The following is a 17,646-nucleotide window of genomic DNA, read 5'->3' as shown; positions in this document are numbered from 1 at the left end:
CTCACTCCCCGCCGCGCAGGATGGAGTTGCCCTCGTGCAGGCCCTCCGCCTGGGGGACGTCGAGGCGCAGGCGGCCGCTGAGTCCGTAGAAGGCGACCGGGTTGCGCCACAGCACCTGGTCGACGTCGTCCTCGCCGAAGCCGGCCGCGAGCATGGCGTCGGCGACCTTGCGGGTCTTGAGCGGGTCGCTCTTTCCCCAGTCGGCGGCCGAGTTGACGAGGACTTTCTCCGTTCCGTACGTCCTGAGGATCTCGACCATGCGGTCCTCGTCCATCTTGGTGTCCGGGTAGACCGAGAAGCCGAGCCAGCAGCCGCTGTCCTTGGCGTGTTGGACGGTCGTCTCGTTGAGGTGGTCGAGCAGCACCCGTTCCATGGGCAGGTTCGACTCGCGCACGACGTCGACGGTGCGGTGCAGGCCGGTGAGCTTGTCGCGGTGGGGGGTGTGGACGAGGGCGGGCAGGCCGTGGTCGGCGGCGAGCTGAAGCTGGGCGGCCAGCGCGGTGTCCTCGGCCGGGGTCATGGAGTCGTAGCCGATCTCACCGACGGCGACGACGCCGTCCTTGACGAGGTAGCGGGGCAGCGCGTCCAGGACGGGCGTGCAGCGGGGGTCGTTGGCCTCTTTGGGGTTAAGGGCGAGCGTGCAGTGGTGGGCGATGCCGTACTGGGCGGCGCGGAAGGGTTCCCAGCCGAGGAGGGCGTCGAAGTAGTCGAAGAAGCCGGCCGGCGAGGTGCGGGGCTGGCCGAGCCAGAAGGACGGTTCGACGACGGCGCGCACACCGGCGGCATGCATCGCCTCGTAGTCGTCGGTGGTGCGGGAGGTCATGTGGATGTGCGGGTCGAAGATACGCATCAAGGCTCCTTGGGCTCTTCGCCCGTCAGGGTCAGCACGCGACCGAGATCGTCGGGTACGTCGCGGCCGGCGGCGGTGCGCTCGGCGGCGTAGTCGGTGAGCATGCGGGCCAGTTCGCCGTCGCCGGCCGCCCGCTGCGCCAAGCGCGCGACCGCGTCGAGGGGGACGCCGGTGAACAGGCACTTCAGGACGGCGTGACGCCAGGCGTGCGGGTCGAGGTGGGCGGCGGCGTAGGGGCCGACGGCGGCGCGGACGAGCCTGGTGTCGTTGGTGCGCAGGGCATCCTCGACGAGGTGCAGGGCGTGCGGTCCTTCGACCAGATCCGGGAGCACCTGGAGTACGGCGCGGCGTTCGGCGCCGCTGCCGTGCTGGTAGAGCCGGGTCAGGGTGTCGAGTCCCGCCCGGGCCTCGACCAGCAGCAGCGTACGGACGGCGTCGGCGTTGTCGTGGCCGCAGTGCCGCCCGGCAGCGGCGAACCGCAGCTCCCAGGTGTGGGCGATGTACGAGGTGGGGGCCGTCGGGGGTGCCTTCGCCGCGTGGGCTGCGTCGGCCAGCGCTTCGTCGAACCAGGCGCGCGCCGTGTCGTCGGGCAGCGCCGCCGTGACGTGGTCGCGGGTCCGGGCAGGGGGTTGCGTCATGCCGCCGACGCTCCCTTCGTGGTGGTGGCTGCCAGGGTCCGGAGGAACTCGATGGAGGATCGGGCCAGTTCCGGCCCGGCGTGGGAGTGACGGGGCAGCTCGACGACGGTGAGGCCCTGGTAGCCGGTGGCGGCGAGGGCGTCCAGGACGGGCGGGAAGTCGATCTCGCCGTCGCCGAACGGCAGATGCTCGTGCACCCCCCGACGCATGTCCTCGATCTGCACGTGCCGCAGCCAGGGCGCGGCCGCACGGACGCACTCGGCGGGCGGGTCCGGCTCCAGGCACTGGCAGTGGCCGATATCGAGGGTCAGGCCGAGAGAGGAAGGGCTGCCGAGCAAGGTGCGCAGGTGATGGAAGTCGGCGAGGGTGGCGAGGAGGTGTCCCGGTTCGGGTTCGATCGCGATCGGTACGCCGGCGACGGCCGCGGCGTCGACTACGGGTTCGAGCGTCTCCTGAAGGCGCTGCCAGGCGGTGTCTTCGTCGGTGCCGGGCGGCGTGATGCCACTGAAGCAGTGCACGGCGTGCGCTCCGAGGTCCGCCGCGACCCTGACCGCCGTGATCAGCAGGCGGGTGCGGGCGGCACGCCCCTCGGGGTCCGGGTCGAGCAGCGACGGACCGTGCTTGCGGTGCGGGTCGAGCACGTAACGGGCGCCGGTCTCGACGGTTGCGGTGAGACTGAGTTGGCCGAGCCTGCGGGCGACATGGGCGGTGCGGGCGGGGAGATCGGGGGCGAGCGGGTCGAGGTGCATGTGGTCGAGGGTGAGTCCGACGCCGTCGTAGCCCAGGTCGGCGAGCAGTCCGAGGGCGTCGTCGAGTCGGAGGTCGGTGAGGCCATTGGTGCCGTAACCGAGGCGGAGTCCCTGTCGGCGATTCACGTGGGGCTCACCTTCCGTGCGAGCGCGCGGGCCAGGGGGACGAGCCCCAGCACCGTCAGAGCGGTGCCGGCCGACCCGGACCGGGCGGCGAGCGCGGCCTGGAGCGGGATCATGGCGCGGATCCCACCGCCGACGGCGCGCTGTGTGAGGGGCGCAGACGGGTTGAGGGCGGCGTGCAGACAGGGCACGGCGGCGGTACGGACGTACGCGGCGGCCGACAGCGCCGGGACGTTCCCTGCCCTCGCGCGCGTTCGTGCCAGCAGCAGGCCGAGCGCGGTCGTCGCACCGAGCGCGGCCAGCGGGGTGAGGGTCGAACCGCCGTGCGCCTCGTGCCGCGAGACGGCGGTGACGGCGTAGGTGTGGGCGGCCAGCACAGCGGCGGCGGGGGCCGCGGTGCGCAGTGTGACGGGGGATCCCCCAGGCGTCGGGGGCTGTATGCGCCCTCTCCGGGCGGCGGCTGCGCCTCGTGGCGTGCGGGCGTCCCGGCCGGAAAGCGCCGGGCCGCGGGCGGGCGCGGACGGTGCCGTATCGGCGGCTGTTCGGCCCGACGGCCTCGCGGTGGGCGCCGACTTGGTCGCCGCGGCGCCGAGCAGGAGGTCCAGGGCGCGTGTCGCCGCCATCGCCGCCGGGGCCGCGGGGGTGTGCTTCAACCTCAGGTCGTACGCCCAGACCGTGGCGGTCAGTGCCGACGCCACCGCGAGTGCGGGGCGGCCGGCGCGGGCGGCGAAGGTCAGGCCGGCCGCGGTCAGCAGTCCGGCCGCACCCAGCGCCGCAGTCGGGGAGATACGGCCGGAAGGAAGGGGACGATGGGGGCGGTCGACGGCGTCCTCGTCGCGGTCGGCCCAGTCGTTGAGCGCCATGCCCGCCTCGTAGAGGCAGAGCGAGGCGCCCACGGCGTACGCCGTGCCCCGGTTGGGCCGCAGCCCGGCGGCCGCGGCACCGGCGAGGGCATCACCGGGCACGGTGAACAGCGCCGAGACGCGCAGCAGTTCGGCCCAGTCCCGCAGCCGCGCCCGCCGCCCGCGCCCCGGTGCGGCGCCCGCGTGGCCCTGGCCGTTCCCACGTCGGGCAGGCTGCGGGGCACGCACCGGTGCGGGTGGAGCGAGGCGGGACAGGAGGGAGCGGATCACTTCGCCTCCCGCAGGCGGTCGGCGAACGACAGCAGCGCGGTGAACTGCTCCGAGAGCCCCGACGGACCGGCGTCCGGGTCCTTGAAGTAGAAGCCGAGCTCCGTCAGCGGTCCGGACAGGCCCACCTCGTGGGCGCGGGCGACAAGGCGGGCCAGGTCCAGCACGAGCGGTGCGGCCAGGGCCGAGTCGCAGCCCTGCCAGATGGTCTGGAGGATCATCCGCGAGCCGAGGAAGCCGTCGAAGGCGATGTGGTCCCAGGCGGTCTTCCAGTCGCCGAGCGCCGGTACGTCGTCGATGTGCACCTCGCCCTGAGGCGTGTGGCCGAGGGTGTCGGCCAGAACGCGCTCCTTGCCGGCGTTCTTCGCCGCGGCCGCTCCCGGGTCGGCCAGCGCCGCCCCGTCGCCGCCGCCCAGCAGGTTGGTGCCGGACCAGGCCCGTACCTCCAGGGCGCGCTGGACGAACATCGGGGCGAGCACAGCCCGCAGCAGCGTCTGGCCGGTCTTGCCGTCACGGCCCGCGTGGGGAAGCCCGCCGGCCGCCGCGGCCTCCGTGAGGGCCGGGGTGCGCAGCCCCGTGGACGGCGTGAAGTTGACGTAGGAACAGCCGGCTCGCAGGGCCGCGGCCGCGTACAGGGAACTGGGCGGCAGCCGTACGGCGTCGGGTGCGGGCAGCGGCTCGGTGGAGGAGACGTTGACGACGACCACCCGTGCCAGGGCGTTGCGCCGGCGGAACGACGTGAGGTCGGCGGCGAAGTCCGCAATGAGTTCCTCGTCGCCGCGTGTGTCTCCCGGGAGCGGGCCGCCGGACCGTATCTCCTCGTCGGCGGCCTGGAGTTCGGCGTACACGGCGGAGGCGAGCCCGTGCGGCAGGACGCCGGCGCCGGTGAGGTGTTCGGCCCGCTTGGGCAGCGGGCAGTCGGCCGTGTCGTGGCCGCCGAACACGAGGGAGGACAGGCGGGGCAGGCCGGTGCCGTCGAACGGTGCAGTCTCCGTGACCATGCCGGTCGGCGGATGCAGTCCGGCGGTGACCGCCGCGCACCCGGCGACGGCAGTGGTGGCCACCGATCCGCGGGCTCCGACGAACCAGACACCGGTGCGTACGGTCGGCCCGCCGGACTGCGGCTTTGATGCGTTCCCGTCATTGTTCACGGGCTGCCTTCCTGCCATGTCGATGATCCGATGTGGTTGGAGGACGGTGGGCGGGGGCTCGGGGGCCTCCCGTCCACCGTCGGCATAGGGACGGTTTCGGCCGCGGCCCAGGAGGGGCTGGCGCGTGGTTGGCGGTGACGGCGTGAGAGTGGCGGTGAAGCGAAATGCGGGATGCCTGAGGGCTGTTGGCCCTGCGCGGTGCGCGGATGTCCTCCGTAGGCCGGTCGAACGAGCGGTGAGCCGTACGGCCGGAATGTGCCGTCAGTCTCAAACCCCTGTGTGGCGCCTGTACACGAGAGGGACCGTAGCCCTGTTCGTCCTCGACCGATAGCCCTCGCGCAACGAATGGAACGAACTTTTTCCCGACCCAGGACAAAGGTGTGTCCGGGCAGCCCGGACCTGCCCGGCGGCTGTCCCACCGCCGGGCACTGACCTGGACGGGCTCTGCTCAGGTCGGGGCAAGAACTGCGGTTCGGCGGCGCCCCAAGGGGACTTGGGGCTGCTTCACCACGCGGCTCCCCGTGGAGCGATCAGTTGTCGCCACCTCCGAAGGCGGCGTCGAAGGAGACCGACGGCGGTTCGAAGTCGTACGCCTTCAGGCGGGCCAGCGCCTCCGGAGCGCCTTGGAGGCGGTCCATGCCGGCGTCCTCCCACTCCACGGAGATCGGGCCCTGGTAGTCGATGGAGCGCAGCATCCGGAAGACGTCCTCCCACGGGACGTCACCGTGGCCGGCGGACACGAAGTCCCAGCCGCGCCGCGGGTCACCCCAGGGCAGATGGGAGCCGAGCCGGCCGTTACGGCCGTCGAGGCGCTTGCGGGCCTCCTTGCAGTCGACGTGGTAGATCCGGTCCCGGAAGTCGTAGAGGAAGCCCACCGGGTCGAGGTCCTGCCACACGAAGTGCGAGGGGTCGAAGTTCAGACCGAAGGCCGGACGGTGGTCAACCGCCTCCAGCGCGCGCTGCGTTGTCCAGTAGTCGTAGGCGATCTCGCTGGGATGGACCTCATGGGCGAAGCGCACGCCCTCGGCGTCGAAGACGTCGAGGATCGGGTTCCAGCGGGTCGCGAAGTCGTCGTAGCCGCGTTCGATCATCGACTCGGGGGCGGGCGGGAACATCGCGACCAGATGCCAGATGGCGGAACCGGTGAAGCCGATGACGGTGTCCACGCCGAACGCGGCCGCGGCACGCGCCGTGTCCTTCATCCGGTCCGCCGCCCGCTGCCGTACCCCCTCGCCGTCGCCGTCGCCCCACACCGCGCCGGGCAGGATGGCCTGGTGGCGTTCGTCGATGATGGCGTCGCAGACCGCCTGGCCGACCAGATGGTTCGAGATCGCCCAGCACTTGAGGCCGTACTTCTCCAGCAGCTGATGCCGCGAGTCGAGATACGACGGATCGGCGAGCGCCTTGTCGACCTCGAAGTGATCGCCCCAGCAGGCGAGTTCAAGGCCGTCGTAGCCGAAGTCACGGGCCAGACGGCAGACCTCCTCCAAGGGCAGGTCGGCCCACTGACCGGTGAACAGGGTGAACGGGCGTGGCATGGCGGCTCCCAACGGTGTTTCTGCCGGATCTCTACCGGACCTCGGCCTGGACTGCCTGGACAGGGGTGTAGACGGAGTTCTTCTGCGCGCTGTCCTCCACCGCGGCGAGCACCCGCTGCACCTGCAGACCGTCGGCGAACGACGGCATCGGGTCGGTGCCGGACGCGATGGCCTCGACCAGATCGCGGGCCTGGTGGACGAAGGTGTGCTCATAGCCGAGCGCGTGACCCGGCGGCCACCAGCCCTCCAGATACGGATGCTCGGGCTCGGTGACGACGATCCTGCGGAACCCCGCCGTGGCGGCGGGCTCCCGGTGGTCGTGGAAGGACAGCTCGTTGAGCCGTTCCAGGTCGAAGGCGAGCGAACCGGACTCGCCGTTCACTTCCAGCCGCAGGGCGTTCTTGCGCCCCGACGCCATCCGGGTCGCCTCGAACGTGGCGAGCGCGCCCGAGGCGAGCCGGCCGGTGAAGACCGCCGCGTCGTCGACCGTGACCGGCCCGCGCCGGGTGGAGCCGGATGCGGTCAGGCCGGCGGAGGCGCCGTCGAGGCGGGGGCGTTCCTTGACGAAGGTCTCCATCTGGGCGGAGACCCCGACCAGTTCCTCACCTGCCAGGTACTGGGCGAGGTCGACGATATGCGCACCGAGGTCGCCGAGCGCCCCTGACCCCGCGTGTTCGCGCTGCAGCCGCCACGTCAGAGGGAAGTCGGGGTCGACCAGCCAGTCCTGAAGGTACGTCACCCGCACATGCCGCAGCGCGCCGAGCCTGCCGTCGGCGATGAGCCGACGGGCGTACGTGAGGGCAGGCACACGCCGGTAGTTGAAGCCCACCATGGCCAACTGTCCGCGCTCGCGGGCCGCCTCGGCGGCCGTGGCCATGGCCTCCGCCTCGGCGACCGAATTGGCCAGGGGCTTCTCGCACAGCACGTGCTTGCCCGCCTCCAGCGCCGCGATCGCGATCTCCGCATGGCTGTCACCCGGAGTGCAGATGTCGACGAGCTGTACGTCGTCGCGGGCCACGAGGGCGCGCCAGTCGGTCTCCGCCGCGGCCCAGCCGTGCTTGTCGGCCGCCGCCCGCACGGCGTGCGCGTCGCGGCCGGCGATCGCGGCCAGGACCGGCCGCAGCGGCAGGTCGAACACGTGCCCTACGGTGCGCCACCCTTGTGAGTGTGCGGCGCCCATGAACGCGTAGCCGACCATGCCCACGCCGAGTGTCGGCGGTGCGGTCCGACTGCCCCTGTGTTCCATCCGGATTCCTCCTCGTCGGAGTGTCACTGACTCATCGCTGTATTCGTGGGACCCACGGCCCGGGCCGATCAGATGAAGCCGGTCGGCAGGTACTGGTCGACGTTGTCCTTGGTGACCACGGCCGAGTAGAGCGTCAGCGAGGACGGGATCTCGAACTCGGCGAGGCCGCCGACGCCCTTGCCCTGGCCGAGCGCCCGGGCGAGATCGATGGCGGAAGCGGCCATCGTCGGCGGGTACAGGACCGTCGCCTTCAGCACGCTGTTGCCGGCCTTGATGGCGTCCATCGCGGACTTGGCACCCGCGCCGCCGACCATCAGGAAGTCGTCCCGGCCGGCCTGGTCGATGGCGCGCAGCGCGCCCACGCCCTGGTCGTCGTCGTGGTTCCACAGCGCGTCGAACTGGGACTGGGCCTGCAGCAGTTGCGCCATCTTGGCCTGACCGGACTCGACCGTGAAGTCGGCCGCCTGGCGGGCCACCTTCTTGATGTTCGGGTAGTTCTTCAGGGCGTCGTCGAAGCCCTGGGTGCGCTGCTGGGTCAGTTCCAGGTTGTCGAGCCCGGCGAGTTCGACGACCTTGGCGTTCTTCTTGTCCTTGAGCTGTTCGCCGATGTAATGCCCGGCGTTGAGGCCCATGCCGTAGTTGTCGCCGCCGATCCAGCAGCGGTACGCCTGCGGGGAGGCGAAGACGCGGTCCAGGTTGATGACGGGGATGCCTGCCCTCATGGCCTCAAGTCCGACCTGGGTGAGCGCCTTGCCGTCGGCCGGCAGGATCACCAGCACGTCGACCTTCTTGTTGATCAGCGTCTGGATCTGGCCGATCTGCTGGGCGGTGTCATTGGACCCTTCGGTGATCTCCAGCGTGACGTCGGAGTACCTCTCCGCACGCGACTTGGCGTTGTCGTTGATGGCGTTGAGCCAGCCGTGGTCGGCCTGAGGGCCGGCGAAGCCGATGGTGACGGCCTTGCCCGGCTTGTCGTCCGCGACGGGAGCGTTGTCCGCGGCCGGTTCCTGGTTCGTGGGCTCATTGCTCGTGCAGGCCGTCAGTAGCGCGCCGGCGGAAACGGCGGCGGTGCCGAACAGCAGTGCTCTGCGGCTGGTGGCGGGGATTCTTGCCATGGCGGATCGACCCTTCGGTGGGCGTTGTGCGTCAGATGGAGGCTGTGGGGGTGCCGGACGGCGGTGTCAGGGCCCGCCGTCCGGCGGTGTGCTGCACGGCGTCAGGCGTCGCCGTGCAGCGAGCGGCGCTGGACCAGGACGGCGGCGACGATGATGGCGCCCTTCGCGATCTGCTGGACAGCGGTCTCCAGGTTGTTCAGAGCGAAGATGTTGGTGATCGTGGTGAAGACGAGGACACCGAGGACGGAGCCGACAATGGTGCCGCGGCCGCCGCTGAGCAGGGTGCCGCCGATGATCGCGGCGGCGATGGCGTCCAGCTCGTAGAGGTTGCCGTTGGTGTTCTGACCCGACCCGGCGAGCACGATCAGCATGAACGCGGCGATACCGCAGCACAGGCCCGACAACAGGTACAGGTACAGACGCTGGCGGCGGACGTCGATTCCGGCGAGGCGGGCCGCTTCCGCGTTGCCGCCGACCGCGACGGTGCGGCGGCCGAAGGTGGTGCGGTTGAGCAGCAGCCAGCCGATGACGGTGACCGCGGCGAAGATCAGAACAAGGGGCGGGATGCCGAGGATGTAGGCGTCCCTGGCACCGAGATCGAGGACGGATTCGACGGTGACGATCTGGGTACTGCCGTCCGTGATCTGCAGCGCCAGACCGCGGGCGGAGGCGAGCATGGCCAGCGTCGCGATGAAGGGCACCATCCGGCCGTAGGCAACCAGCACACCGTTCACGAGACCGCAGCCCACACCGACGATCACCGCGGTGAACAGGATGCCCGCGAAGCCGAACTCCTGGGTGGCCACGGTCGTCGCCCACACCGAGGCCAGCGCCACGATCGCGCCGACCGACAGGTCGATCCCGCCGCTGGTGATGACGAACGTCATGCCGACGGTGACGACACCGATCACGGACGCCTGGGTGAGGACGAGCTGCAGATTGCTCGTCGCCAGGAACTCGTCCGGTGCGGTGATCCCACCGACCGCGACGAGGACGGCGAGGACGGCGAGCAACGACAGCGTGCGCACGTCCCAGCTCAGTCCGAGTGGTCGGCGTGAACTTTCCTTGTCCGTCGCGGACTTGGCGGCGGACGTCGGCGCATCCTGTTGCTCCGCGGTGGCCGGCTGCGTCATGGCGTCGGGCTCCCTTCCATCACAAGATCAAGTACACGGTGCTCGTCGAGCGCCCGGGCGTCCGCCGTGTGCACGACGCTGCCTTCACGCAGCACCAGCACCCGGTCGGCGAGCCCCAGGACTTCGGGCACCTCACTGGAGACGAGCAGTACGGCCAGGCCCTCGTCGGCCAGCCGGCGAATCACGGCGTACAACTCCGCCCGGGCGCCGATGTCGACACCCCGGGTCGGCTCGTCCAGCAGCAGCACCTTGCAGCCGCGCAGCAGCCAGCGGGCGAGTACCGCCTTCTGCTGGTTGCCGCCGGACAGGGTCCTGATCGCGGCATCGGGATTGTCCGGGCGCAGCGACAACTCCCGAACCGCCTCGTGCGCCGCGGCACGCTCGGCACGCCGGTCCAGCCAGCCCGCGCGGGCGAACCGGGACAGGGTGGAGACCGAGACGTTGCTGCTGACCGACTCCAGCATCAGCAGGCCCTGCGCCTTGCGTTCCTCGGGCGCGAGGCCGATACCGGCACGGACGGCGGCGCGCACACTGCCGGGGCGCAGCGGCGTGCCGTCAACGAGGACGCGGCCGCCGTCGGGCTTGCGAGCCCCGTAGATCGTCTCCAGGATCTCGCTGCGCCCGGACCCGACGAGCCCGGCCAGACCCACGATCTCACCGGGCCGCAGTTCCAGATCGACGGGCGCGAACTCCCCTCGCCGGGTCAGCCCTTCGACCCTCAGCACCGGTTCCCGCCCCGCTGCGAACCCGGCCTCGGGGCGCTCGGGGAAGACGTACTCGACATTCCTCCCGGTCATCAGAGCAACGACCTCATGGGTCGGCGTCGACTCCGCGGGCAGACCGCCGGCGACCGACCGGCCCTCCTTCAGGACCGTGACCCGGTCGCCGATGCGCCGGATCTCCTCAAGCCGGTGGGAGATGTAGATGACGGCGACACCGTCGGCCGTCAGGTCGCCCACGATCCTGAAGAGGTTGTCGACCTCTTCGGGGTCGAGCGCCGCGGACGGCTCGTCCATCACGATCAGCCGAACCTCATGGGACAGTGCGCGGGCCATCGAGACGATCTGCTGCTGCGCCGCGGACAGGTCCCCGACGAGCCGCGCGGGATCGATCTCCGAGTGCCCGAGGCGTCGCAGCAGGTCTGCGGTCGCCGTACGGGCGGCGGCGCCGCGCACGACGAACCCGGCGGACGTCGGTTCATGTCCGAGGAAGACGTTCTCCGCGACGGACAGCCCCTCGATCAGATCGAGTTCCTGGTAGATGGTGGCGATGCCCAGACGCATGGCGGCGATCGGCGACCCCAGGGACACCGGCTCGCCCTGCCAGGTGATCTCACCGCCGTCGGGCTGGTGAGCTCCGGCGAGCACTTTGATCAGAGTGGACTTGCCGGCGCCGTTCTGGCCGAGGAGGCAATGGACTTCCCCGGCCTGGACTTCGAGATCCACACCGTCCAGGGCGCGGACGCCCGGGAATGACTTGGTGATGCCGGACATGGTGAGCAGGGGTGGTTGTGGTGCCATGAGCAATCCCCTCGGCAGGTGCGGGCCGTGAGCGGGCAGAGCTGGACAGGGTGGTTCGGGTATGTGGGCGCCTCTGGGGAGCCCGACGACGTCGTGTGCGCCGGGCGTAGGGGCAGGGCGGAGCGGGGCCTGATGGCCCGGCAATCATGTGCGGTGGTGGGTGGCCGCCCACCGGGGTGCCATGGAGTGGCTACGGCGGTGCTGTGCGTGTTGCGGTGGCGGTACGGGTGTTGCCCAGGCGCATCGGGGCCGGCACGCCGGTGAGGTTGCCGAGGCGCCTGTTGTGGTGGCGCCGTGGGTTGGGAAGGGCGCCATGGGTTGCAGTGGCGCTCGACATGGTGTTGCCGGCGGGGCCCGGCAGCGGTCAGGCCGGAGAGAAGACGTGGTCGCTGATGAGCCGGGCCGCGCCGATGGCTCCGGCGGCCGGCCCCAACTCCCCCAGCACGATGGGCAGGTTGCCCGTGGCCAGCGGCAACGACTGCCGGTACACCTGGGTTCGAACACTGGCCAGCAGCGTGTGCCCGAGCCCGGTCACACCGCCGCCGATCACCACCAGTCCCGGATTGAAGAAACTGACAAGCCCGGCGATGACCTGCCCCAGACGCTTCCCACCCTCCCGGATCAGCTCCAGAGCCACCGTGTCCCCTGCTGCGGCGGCAGCCGACACATCCTCGGCCGTCAGACGCCCGGCCGTCTCCAGCCGGGCAGCGAGCTCCGCAGACCGGCCCTCACGCGCGACCTGCTCCGCGTCAGCGGCCAACGCGGCACCGCTGAAATGCGCCTCCAGACAACCCCGGTTGCCGCACGCACACGCACGGCCTGCCGGTTCCACCTGGATATGCCCGATGTCGCCGGCACTGCCGGTCGTCCCTCGGTAGACCTCGCCACCGACGACGATCCCGCAGCCGATGCCGGTCCCGATCTTGATGCACAGGAAGTCACCCACGGAACGCGCGACGCCCGCGTGCTGCTCCCCCATCGCCATCAGGTTCACATCGTTGTCGACCATGACCGGGCAGCCCAGTTCCTGGCTGAGCGCCTCCCGTACCGGGAAGCCGTCCCAGCCCGGCATGATCGGCGGCGCGACCGGCACGCCCTCCGGGAAGCGAACCGGCCCCGGGACCCCGATCCCGGCGCCGTCGAAGCCCTCCGCGAGACCGGAGGCCTTCAGCTTGGCAGCCATCGACAGCACCTGCTCGAAGACCGCAACCGGCCCTTCCCGGACGTCCATTGGCTGATTCAGATGCCCCAGGACCTCCAACTCCGCATTCGTCACGGCGACATCGATCGACGTGGCACCGATATCGACACCGAGGAAGCGCAGCGTCGGCGCGAGCCGGATGTTGTGCGAGCGCCGGCCGCCCCGGCTGGGGGCAAGTCCGTCCGCGACAACCAGCCCCGTCTCCAGCAGCCGGTCCACCTCGACGGCCAGTTTCGAACGGGACAACTCCACCCGATCGCCCATCTGGGCACGGGAGTTGGACCCGTCGTCACGCAGTAGACGAAGCAGCCGCGCCTGATGCGCGTTCTCAGGTCGAGCAGTCATCCGCCGCACGATCGCTCCTCTCCCCTTGTCCCCGCCCACTGTGCCATCAGGCTGTCGGGGAGGAACGTAACAACGATTTTCCAGACTGGGTAGTACTTACGCACGAGTAGGGCTCTTCTTTTTCCATTCACTGGACAAAGTCTGGATGGGCCGACCTCCCGGAGTCCTACGGCACGACGAGCCGGACGGCGGCGCATGTTTGCGGCGGCGCATGCAAACCACTGGGGACGTCGGCTGGGAGCATGCCCGGATCGGCGACGGGCCGGTGCACTCCCAGCCAGCCCCTGGACGGCTTCCGCTGTCGCGAGCGCCGGGGCTCATTGAGGTGTATCCAGAACATATGGTTCCGAGACGCCACAAAGACCAGCATCTGTCACGGGAGCCACGTCACGCGCTGCTGGCGGTACCGGTCGTGCTGATCGTGCTGGTCACTGTGATCGACATCCTGGCCCCGCCCAGCGTCCACCTCGGACCGTTCCTGGTTGCCGCACCGGCTGTCACCGCCTCCTTCGCCGGCCCCCGGGCGACCGCGTGTATCGGCGCGCTGGCCGTCCTGGCCCAGGCCGTGGTGGCGGTGGTGCGCACCAGCCTCACTGATCTGAACCACAGCTTCCAGCTGATCACTCTCATTCTGATGTCCGTGCTCGTGACCTCGTTTGCCGCCAGGCGCGAGCGCCATGAAAGGGAGCTGACCCAGCTGCGGTCCGTGGCGACAGCAGCCCAAGAGGTGGTACTCAAGCCTCTCCCCCACCGGGTGGGCCCCTTGCGTATCGCCTCGGTCTATCTGGCCGCCGAATCCGAGGCCCAGATCGGCGGCGACCTGTATGCCGCTGCCCGCACGGAACAAGGAACCCGGTTCGTCATCGGCGATGTCCGGGGCAAGGGCCTGGAGGCGGTCGGAGATGCCGCTCTCCTCCTGGGCGCCTTCCGGGGGGCAGCCCACCGGCGCGCCGACCTGACCGCACTGGTCACCTTCCTGGAGGGCACCGTCTCCTCGGACCTGGACGATCCGGCGGCTCTGGAAGGCGCGGCCGAGGACCGCGGCGAGGCCTTCATCACCGCCGCCGTGCTGGACATCCCGGACAACGAGCAAGTCCTTCACATGATCAACTGTGGGCATCCGCCTCCATTGCTGCTGCGCCACGGCAAAGTGAGCCTGCTCGAAACCCGCCGACCGGCACCGCCTCTCGGTCTCACCGAGTTCGCGGAAGCTGATCTGATCACGGAAGTCTTCGCCTTCGAGCCTTCCGACATCGTTCTTCTGTACACAGACGGTGTCATCGAGGCCCGCGACCGCGACGGCATGTTCTACCCACTCACGGAACGAGTGGCCGGCAGGCCCGACAAGGGCCCCGACGCGCTCCTGGCCCACTTGTGCAAGGACCTGTTGCGCCACGTCGGCGGCCGTCTCGGGGATGACGCCGCCATGGTGGCGATCGAGCGGAGACCACTGCCGTCCTGAAACAGCAACGATCTTCACTGGCTTCTGGGTCCTCCTGGAGGACAACCTGGACCCCGCAGCACGTGGCCCGGTCCATCACGCCGGGCTCGCTCTTGTTCCTTCTCCCCAGCCACCTTGGCGAGGCAGGCGCCTTCGCGTGCTTGCCCGAGCTGAGATGTGCGCACCGGGCATTGTCAGTGGTGGCAGGCAGGATGACGGGCATGACAACACCTGCAGCTGTGATCACGGATACCGCCGCCTACGCGCAGGCGGTCGAGGACGCGGTGACGGCGTCGGCCGCCTACTACGGGGGCGGGACGTCGGCGTTGGACGATGACGCCTTTGACCGGCTGGTGCGAGGCATCGCCGCGTGGGAGGCCGAGCATCCTGATCAGGTGCTGCCCGACTCGCCGACGGGGAAGGTCGCCGGCGGCGCCGTGGAGGGCGATGTCCCGCACACCGTGGCGATGCTGAGTCTGGACAACGTGTTCTCGCCGGAGGAGTTCACCGCCTGGACCGCCTCCCTGGCCCGGCGCATCGGCCACGAGATCGAGCGGTTCAGCGTCGAGCCGAAGCTGGATGGGCTCGCGGTCGCCGCCCGTTACGCCGACGGTCGCCTCAGACAGCTGATCACCCGCGGGGACGGTACGGCCGGGGAGGACGTCTCGCACGCGATAGGCACCATCGAGGGCCTGCCCGAGACACTCGCCGAGCCGGTCACCGTGGAAGTCCGGGGCGAAATCCTGATGACGACCGCTCAGTTCGAGCACGCCAACGAGGTGCGCACTGGGCACGGCGGGCAGCCGTTCGCCAACCCGCGCGGCGCCGCGGCGGGCTCCCTGCGCGCCAAGGAGCGTGCTTACACCGTGCCGATGACGTTCTTCGGCTACGGCCTGCTGGCCCTGCCCGATACCGAGACGGCGCTCGCCGCGCGGCTGGGCGAACTCGCGCACAGTGAGCTGATGGCGCAGGCCGCCACGTTCGGGATCAACACCACCGCCACCACCGCGGTGCCCGGCATCACCGCCCACACCGTCGAGCAGGTGCTGGCCCGGGTGCAGGAGATCGCCGCCCTGCGGGCCGAGCTGCCGTTCGGGATCGACGGGATCGTCATCAAGGCCGACCTCGCCGCCGACCAGCACACAGCAGGCTCGGGTTCGCGCGCCCCGCGCTGGGCGATCGCCTACAAACTGCCGGCCGTCGAGAAGATCACCCGGCTGCTTGAAGTGGAGTGGAACGTCGGCCGCACCGGCATCATCGCCCCGCGCGCCGTCCTGGAACCGGTCGAGATCGACGGCGCCACCATCACCTACGCCACCCTCCACAACCCGGCCGACATCACCCGCCGCGACCTGCGCCTGGGCGACCACGTCATGGTCCACCGGGCCGGCGACGTCATCCCCCGCATCGAAGCCCCCGTCGCCCACCTGCGCACCGGAGACGAGCAGCCCATCGCCTTCCCCGAGACGTGCCCGCGCTGCGGGGCCGGCATTGACACCAGCGAGCAGCGCTGGCGCTGCCAGAACGGACGCAACTGCCACCTGGTGGCCGCCCTGTCCTACGCGGCCGGCCGCGACCAGCTCGACATCGAAGGCCTCGGTCACACCCGCGTCGTCCAGCTCGTCAACGCCGGCCTCGTCGCCGATCTCGCCGACCTGTTCACCCTCACCCGCGAGCAGCTCCTGGGCCTGGAGCGGATGGGCGCAACCAGCACCGACAACCTCCTCGCCGCCCTCGCCGCGGCCAAGGGCCAGCCGCTGTCGCGGGTGCTGTGCGCGCTCGGGGTCCGCGGCACCGGCCGCTCCATGTCCCGCCGTATTGCCCGGCACTTCGCCACCATGGACAACATCCGCGCCGCGGATGCCGAGGCGATGCAGCAGGTCGAGGGCATCGGCACCGAGAAGGCCCCCTCGATCGTCGCCGAACTCGCCGAGCTCGCCCCGCTCATCGACAAACTCGCAGCCGCCGGAATGAACATGACCGAACCCGGCGCCACCCCACCCACCCCATACGACGGCGCCACCGGCGACCAAGACGAGAACACCGTGCCTGCGGGCGGACCGCTGGCCGGGATGACCGTGGTCGTCACCGGCGCGATGGCCGGCCCCCTGGAAAAGCTCAGCCGCAACCAGATGAACGAGCTCATCGAACAAGCCGGCGGCCGCTCCTCCTCCAGCGTCTCCAAGAAGACCACCCTCGTCGTCGCCGGAGACGGCGCGGGGTCCAAGCGAGCCAAGGCCGAGGATCTCGGTATCCGCCTGGCCACCCCGGACGAATTCGCCGCCCTGATCGCCGACTACCTCAACTAGGGGCTCGCAGATCGTTAACGCGTCGTCTTGATCTTGTTGTGGGGCTCGTTGGTCTGGGCGAGGACCCGAGCCCGGAGGGTAGCGAGGACGACGGGTGGCCTCGTCGCGGGTGGGGGCGGAAGGCCCTGCCTTCTACGTCGGCTTGCGCATCGGCGACACCGACCTCGGGCTGGTGGCCAAGACGGATCCGGGGAGCGGGGCGGCACCGCGGGTCTTGCTCAGCATCGGTGTCGACGACGTCGATGAGACGCTCGGCCGGGTGGCGGCGCTGGGCGGCTCGGTCCGCGGCGGCGTCAACGACATGCCGTGGGGACAGCGCGTCGCCCACATCCAGGACCCCGACGGCAACCCGGTGCACCTCACTCAGCCGATCCCGGCCCGGTGACGCTGTTCCGCACTTGGGGCGGTGCCTGCGCCGCACCCGGCGGGATGCACTGCTTCTTCCCGTAGTTATCGTCGCGGGGGCCCTCCTGCGCAGGGATCAGGCAACCGAGGGGACGCCCAGGATGGCGTGCATACCGCGCAGGGCCCAGTCCTCCGTCTGGTTGTCGCCGTGCAGGAGTCTCGCCGGGGTGATACCGGCGGCCAGGGACTCCAGGCCGTAGACGACCTGGGGTGCGTCCGTCCCGGGCGGGAGGTCCCCGGCGGTGACGGCGAGGTCGATGTCCCGGCGAAGGGTTTCCCGCCAGCGGGCGCGGCCCTCGGCGATCCGGTCGTGCACAGCGCCGGTGCGACCGTCGTAGTCGTAGGTGACCTGGGTGAGCAGGCAGCCCCCGGAGTAGCCGGGATCGGCGGCGTAGCGCACCCAGGACGCGCAGAGTGCCAACAGCCGCGGCAGCCCCGCATCGACGTGCCGCACCGGTTCCCAGACCCGGACGCGGACATCCTCCATGACCAGGTCCACCGTCTCCAATTGCAGCTTCTCCTTGCTGCGGAACTGGCCGATCACACCCGCCTTGCTCATCCCCAACCGGTCCGCGAGCCGGCCAATGGTGACACTGTCCAGGCCCTCCACGGAAGCGAGTTCGGCGGCGGCGCGCAGTACCGATCGCCGGGTTTCGAGTGCTGCCTGAGCCGATGCACGTCCTGCCATACCCAACAGTTTAGCAAACGACCGTACGGCATTGACGTACGAACGATCGTACTCTTAAATCCTC

The 17,646-nt window shown here is 70.4% G+C and carries 15 protein-coding genes; 3 read left to right on the top strand and 12 right to left on the bottom strand.

All coding sequences use genetic code 11. The features are described 5' to 3' along the window. Nucleotide 1: 1 nt before the first annotated feature. From OHT76_RS41755 to OHT76_RS41705, 11 genes are all read right to left on the bottom strand, one after another. On the bottom strand, nucleotides 2-850 hold the full coding sequence (locus tag OHT76_RS41755) for a TatD family hydrolase (RefSeq protein WP_328876103.1): 849 nt from the start codon (nucleotides 848-850) through the stop codon (nucleotides 2-4). Continuing rightward, complete coding sequence (locus OHT76_RS41750) at nucleotides 850-1,488, bottom strand: EboA domain-containing protein (protein ID WP_328876102.1); 639 nt, start codon at nucleotides 1,486-1,488, stop codon at nucleotides 850-852. The genes OHT76_RS41755 and OHT76_RS41750 overlap by 1 nt, the downstream gene beginning before the upstream one ends. Beyond that, nucleotides 1,485-2,363, bottom strand: coding sequence for a sugar phosphate isomerase/epimerase family protein (locus OHT76_RS41745; protein WP_328876101.1), 879 nt, complete (start codon nucleotides 2,361-2,363; stop codon nucleotides 1,485-1,487). Before OHT76_RS41745 ends, OHT76_RS41750 begins: the two co-directional genes overlap by 4 nt. Then, nucleotides 2,360-3,493 (bottom strand): SCO3242 family prenyltransferase, encoded by a 1,134-nt coding sequence (locus OHT76_RS41740; RefSeq protein WP_443049892.1) that lies wholly within the window; start codon nucleotides 3,491-3,493, stop codon nucleotides 2,360-2,362. The genes OHT76_RS41745 and OHT76_RS41740 overlap by 4 nt, the downstream gene beginning before the upstream one ends. Then, complete coding sequence (locus OHT76_RS41735; protein ID WP_328876100.1) at nucleotides 3,490-4,641, bottom strand: inositol-3-phosphate synthase; 1,152 nt, start codon at nucleotides 4,639-4,641, stop codon at nucleotides 3,490-3,492. Before OHT76_RS41735 ends, OHT76_RS41740 begins: the two co-directional genes overlap by 4 nt. A 530-nt stretch (nucleotides 4,642-5,171) precedes the next feature. Continuing rightward, the gene (locus tag OHT76_RS41730; RefSeq protein WP_328876099.1) at nucleotides 5,172-6,179 is read right to left on the bottom strand and encodes a sugar phosphate isomerase/epimerase family protein; all 1,008 of its coding nucleotides are present in this window, start codon (nucleotides 6,177-6,179) and stop codon (nucleotides 5,172-5,174) included. Between the two features lie 31 nt (nucleotides 6,180-6,210). Then, the gene (locus tag OHT76_RS41725; protein WP_328876098.1) at nucleotides 6,211-7,425 is read right to left on the bottom strand and encodes a Gfo/Idh/MocA family protein; all 1,215 of its coding nucleotides are present in this window, start codon (nucleotides 7,423-7,425) and stop codon (nucleotides 6,211-6,213) included. 68 nt (nucleotides 7,426-7,493) lie between these two features. Then, nucleotides 7,494-8,540, bottom strand: a complete 1,047-nt coding sequence (locus tag OHT76_RS41720) for a substrate-binding domain-containing protein (RefSeq protein WP_328876097.1) — start codon at nucleotides 8,538-8,540, stop codon at nucleotides 7,494-7,496. A gap of 101 nt (nucleotides 8,541-8,641) precedes the next feature. Continuing rightward, entirely contained in the window at nucleotides 8,642-9,673 is a 1,032-nt protein-coding gene (locus OHT76_RS41715; protein WP_328876096.1) for an ABC transporter permease, read from the bottom strand. After that, on the bottom strand, nucleotides 9,670-11,193 hold the full coding sequence (locus OHT76_RS41710) for a sugar ABC transporter ATP-binding protein (protein ID WP_328876095.1): 1,524 nt from the start codon (nucleotides 11,191-11,193) through the stop codon (nucleotides 9,670-9,672). Before OHT76_RS41710 ends, OHT76_RS41715 begins: the two co-directional genes overlap by 4 nt. Before the next feature lie 364 nt (nucleotides 11,194-11,557). Then, nucleotides 11,558-12,739, bottom strand: coding sequence for an ROK family transcriptional regulator (locus tag OHT76_RS41705; protein WP_328876094.1), 1,182 nt, complete (start codon nucleotides 12,737-12,739; stop codon nucleotides 11,558-11,560). A 340-nt stretch (nucleotides 12,740-13,079) separates the two neighbouring features. Between OHT76_RS41705 and OHT76_RS41700 the strand changes: the two genes are divergently transcribed. From OHT76_RS41700 to OHT76_RS41690, 3 genes are all read left to right on the top strand, one after another. Further along, entirely contained in the window at nucleotides 13,080-14,201 is a 1,122-nt protein-coding gene (locus OHT76_RS41700; protein ID WP_328876093.1) for a PP2C family protein-serine/threonine phosphatase, read from the top strand. Nucleotides 14,202-14,401: 200 nt separating this feature from the next. Then, complete coding sequence (gene ligA / locus OHT76_RS41695) at nucleotides 14,402-16,489, top strand: NAD-dependent DNA ligase LigA (RefSeq protein WP_328876092.1); 2,088 nt, start codon at nucleotides 14,402-14,404, stop codon at nucleotides 16,487-16,489. A gap of 94 nt (nucleotides 16,490-16,583) precedes the next feature. Next, nucleotides 16,584-16,874, top strand: a complete 291-nt coding sequence (locus tag OHT76_RS41690; RefSeq protein WP_328876091.1) for a VOC family protein — start codon at nucleotides 16,584-16,586, stop codon at nucleotides 16,872-16,874. 96 nt (nucleotides 16,875-16,970) lie between these two features. On the opposite strand, the gene OHT76_RS41685 is transcribed toward OHT76_RS41690, so the two are convergent. Then, a complete protein-coding gene (locus OHT76_RS41685; RefSeq protein ID WP_328876090.1) occupies nucleotides 16,971-17,582 on the bottom strand; it encodes a TetR/AcrR family transcriptional regulator in 612 nt (203 codons plus the stop codon). Nucleotides 17,583-17,646 lie beyond the last annotated feature (64 nt).

This window comes from Streptomyces sp. NBC_00287 (assembly GCF_036173105.1).
In the GTDB taxonomy this organism is placed as follows: Bacteria; Actinomycetota; Actinomycetes; order Streptomycetales; family Streptomycetaceae; genus Streptomyces.
This window is presented reverse-complemented; position numbering and strand designations above follow the sequence as displayed.

Coding starts and splice junctions, on each gene's coding strand:
- OHT76_RS41715 (WP_328876096.1), bottom strand. CDS start 9,673: ATGACGCAGCCGGCCACCGCGGAGCAACAGGATGCGCCGACGTCCGCC.
- OHT76_RS41700 (WP_328876093.1), top strand. CDS start 13,080: ATGGTTCCGAGACGCCACAAAGACCAGCATCTGTCACGGGAGCCACGT.
- OHT76_RS41725 (WP_328876098.1), bottom strand. CDS start 7,425: ATGGAACACAGGGGCAGTCGGACCGCACCGCCGACACTCGGCGTGGGC.
- OHT76_RS41685 (WP_328876090.1), bottom strand. CDS start 17,582: ATGGCAGGACGTGCATCGGCTCAGGCAGCACTCGAAACCCGGCGATCG.
- OHT76_RS41755 (WP_328876103.1), bottom strand. CDS start 850: ATGCGTATCTTCGACCCGCACATCCACATGACCTCCCGCACCACCGAC.
- OHT76_RS41730 (WP_328876099.1), bottom strand. CDS start 6,179: ATGCCACGCCCGTTCACCCTGTTCACCGGTCAGTGGGCCGACCTGCCC.
- ligA (WP_328876092.1), top strand. CDS start 14,402: ATGACAACACCTGCAGCTGTGATCACGGATACCGCCGCCTACGCGCAG.
- OHT76_RS41710 (WP_328876095.1), bottom strand. CDS start 11,193: ATGGCACCACAACCACCCCTGCTCACCATGTCCGGCATCACCAAGTCA.
- OHT76_RS41720 (WP_328876097.1), bottom strand. CDS start 8,540: ATGGCAAGAATCCCCGCCACCAGCCGCAGAGCACTGCTGTTCGGCACC.
- OHT76_RS41705 (WP_328876094.1), bottom strand. CDS start 12,739: ATGACTGCTCGACCTGAGAACGCGCATCAGGCGCGGCTGCTTCGTCTA.
- OHT76_RS41750 (WP_328876102.1), bottom strand. CDS start 1,488: ATGACGCAACCCCCTGCCCGGACCCGCGACCACGTCACGGCGGCGCTG.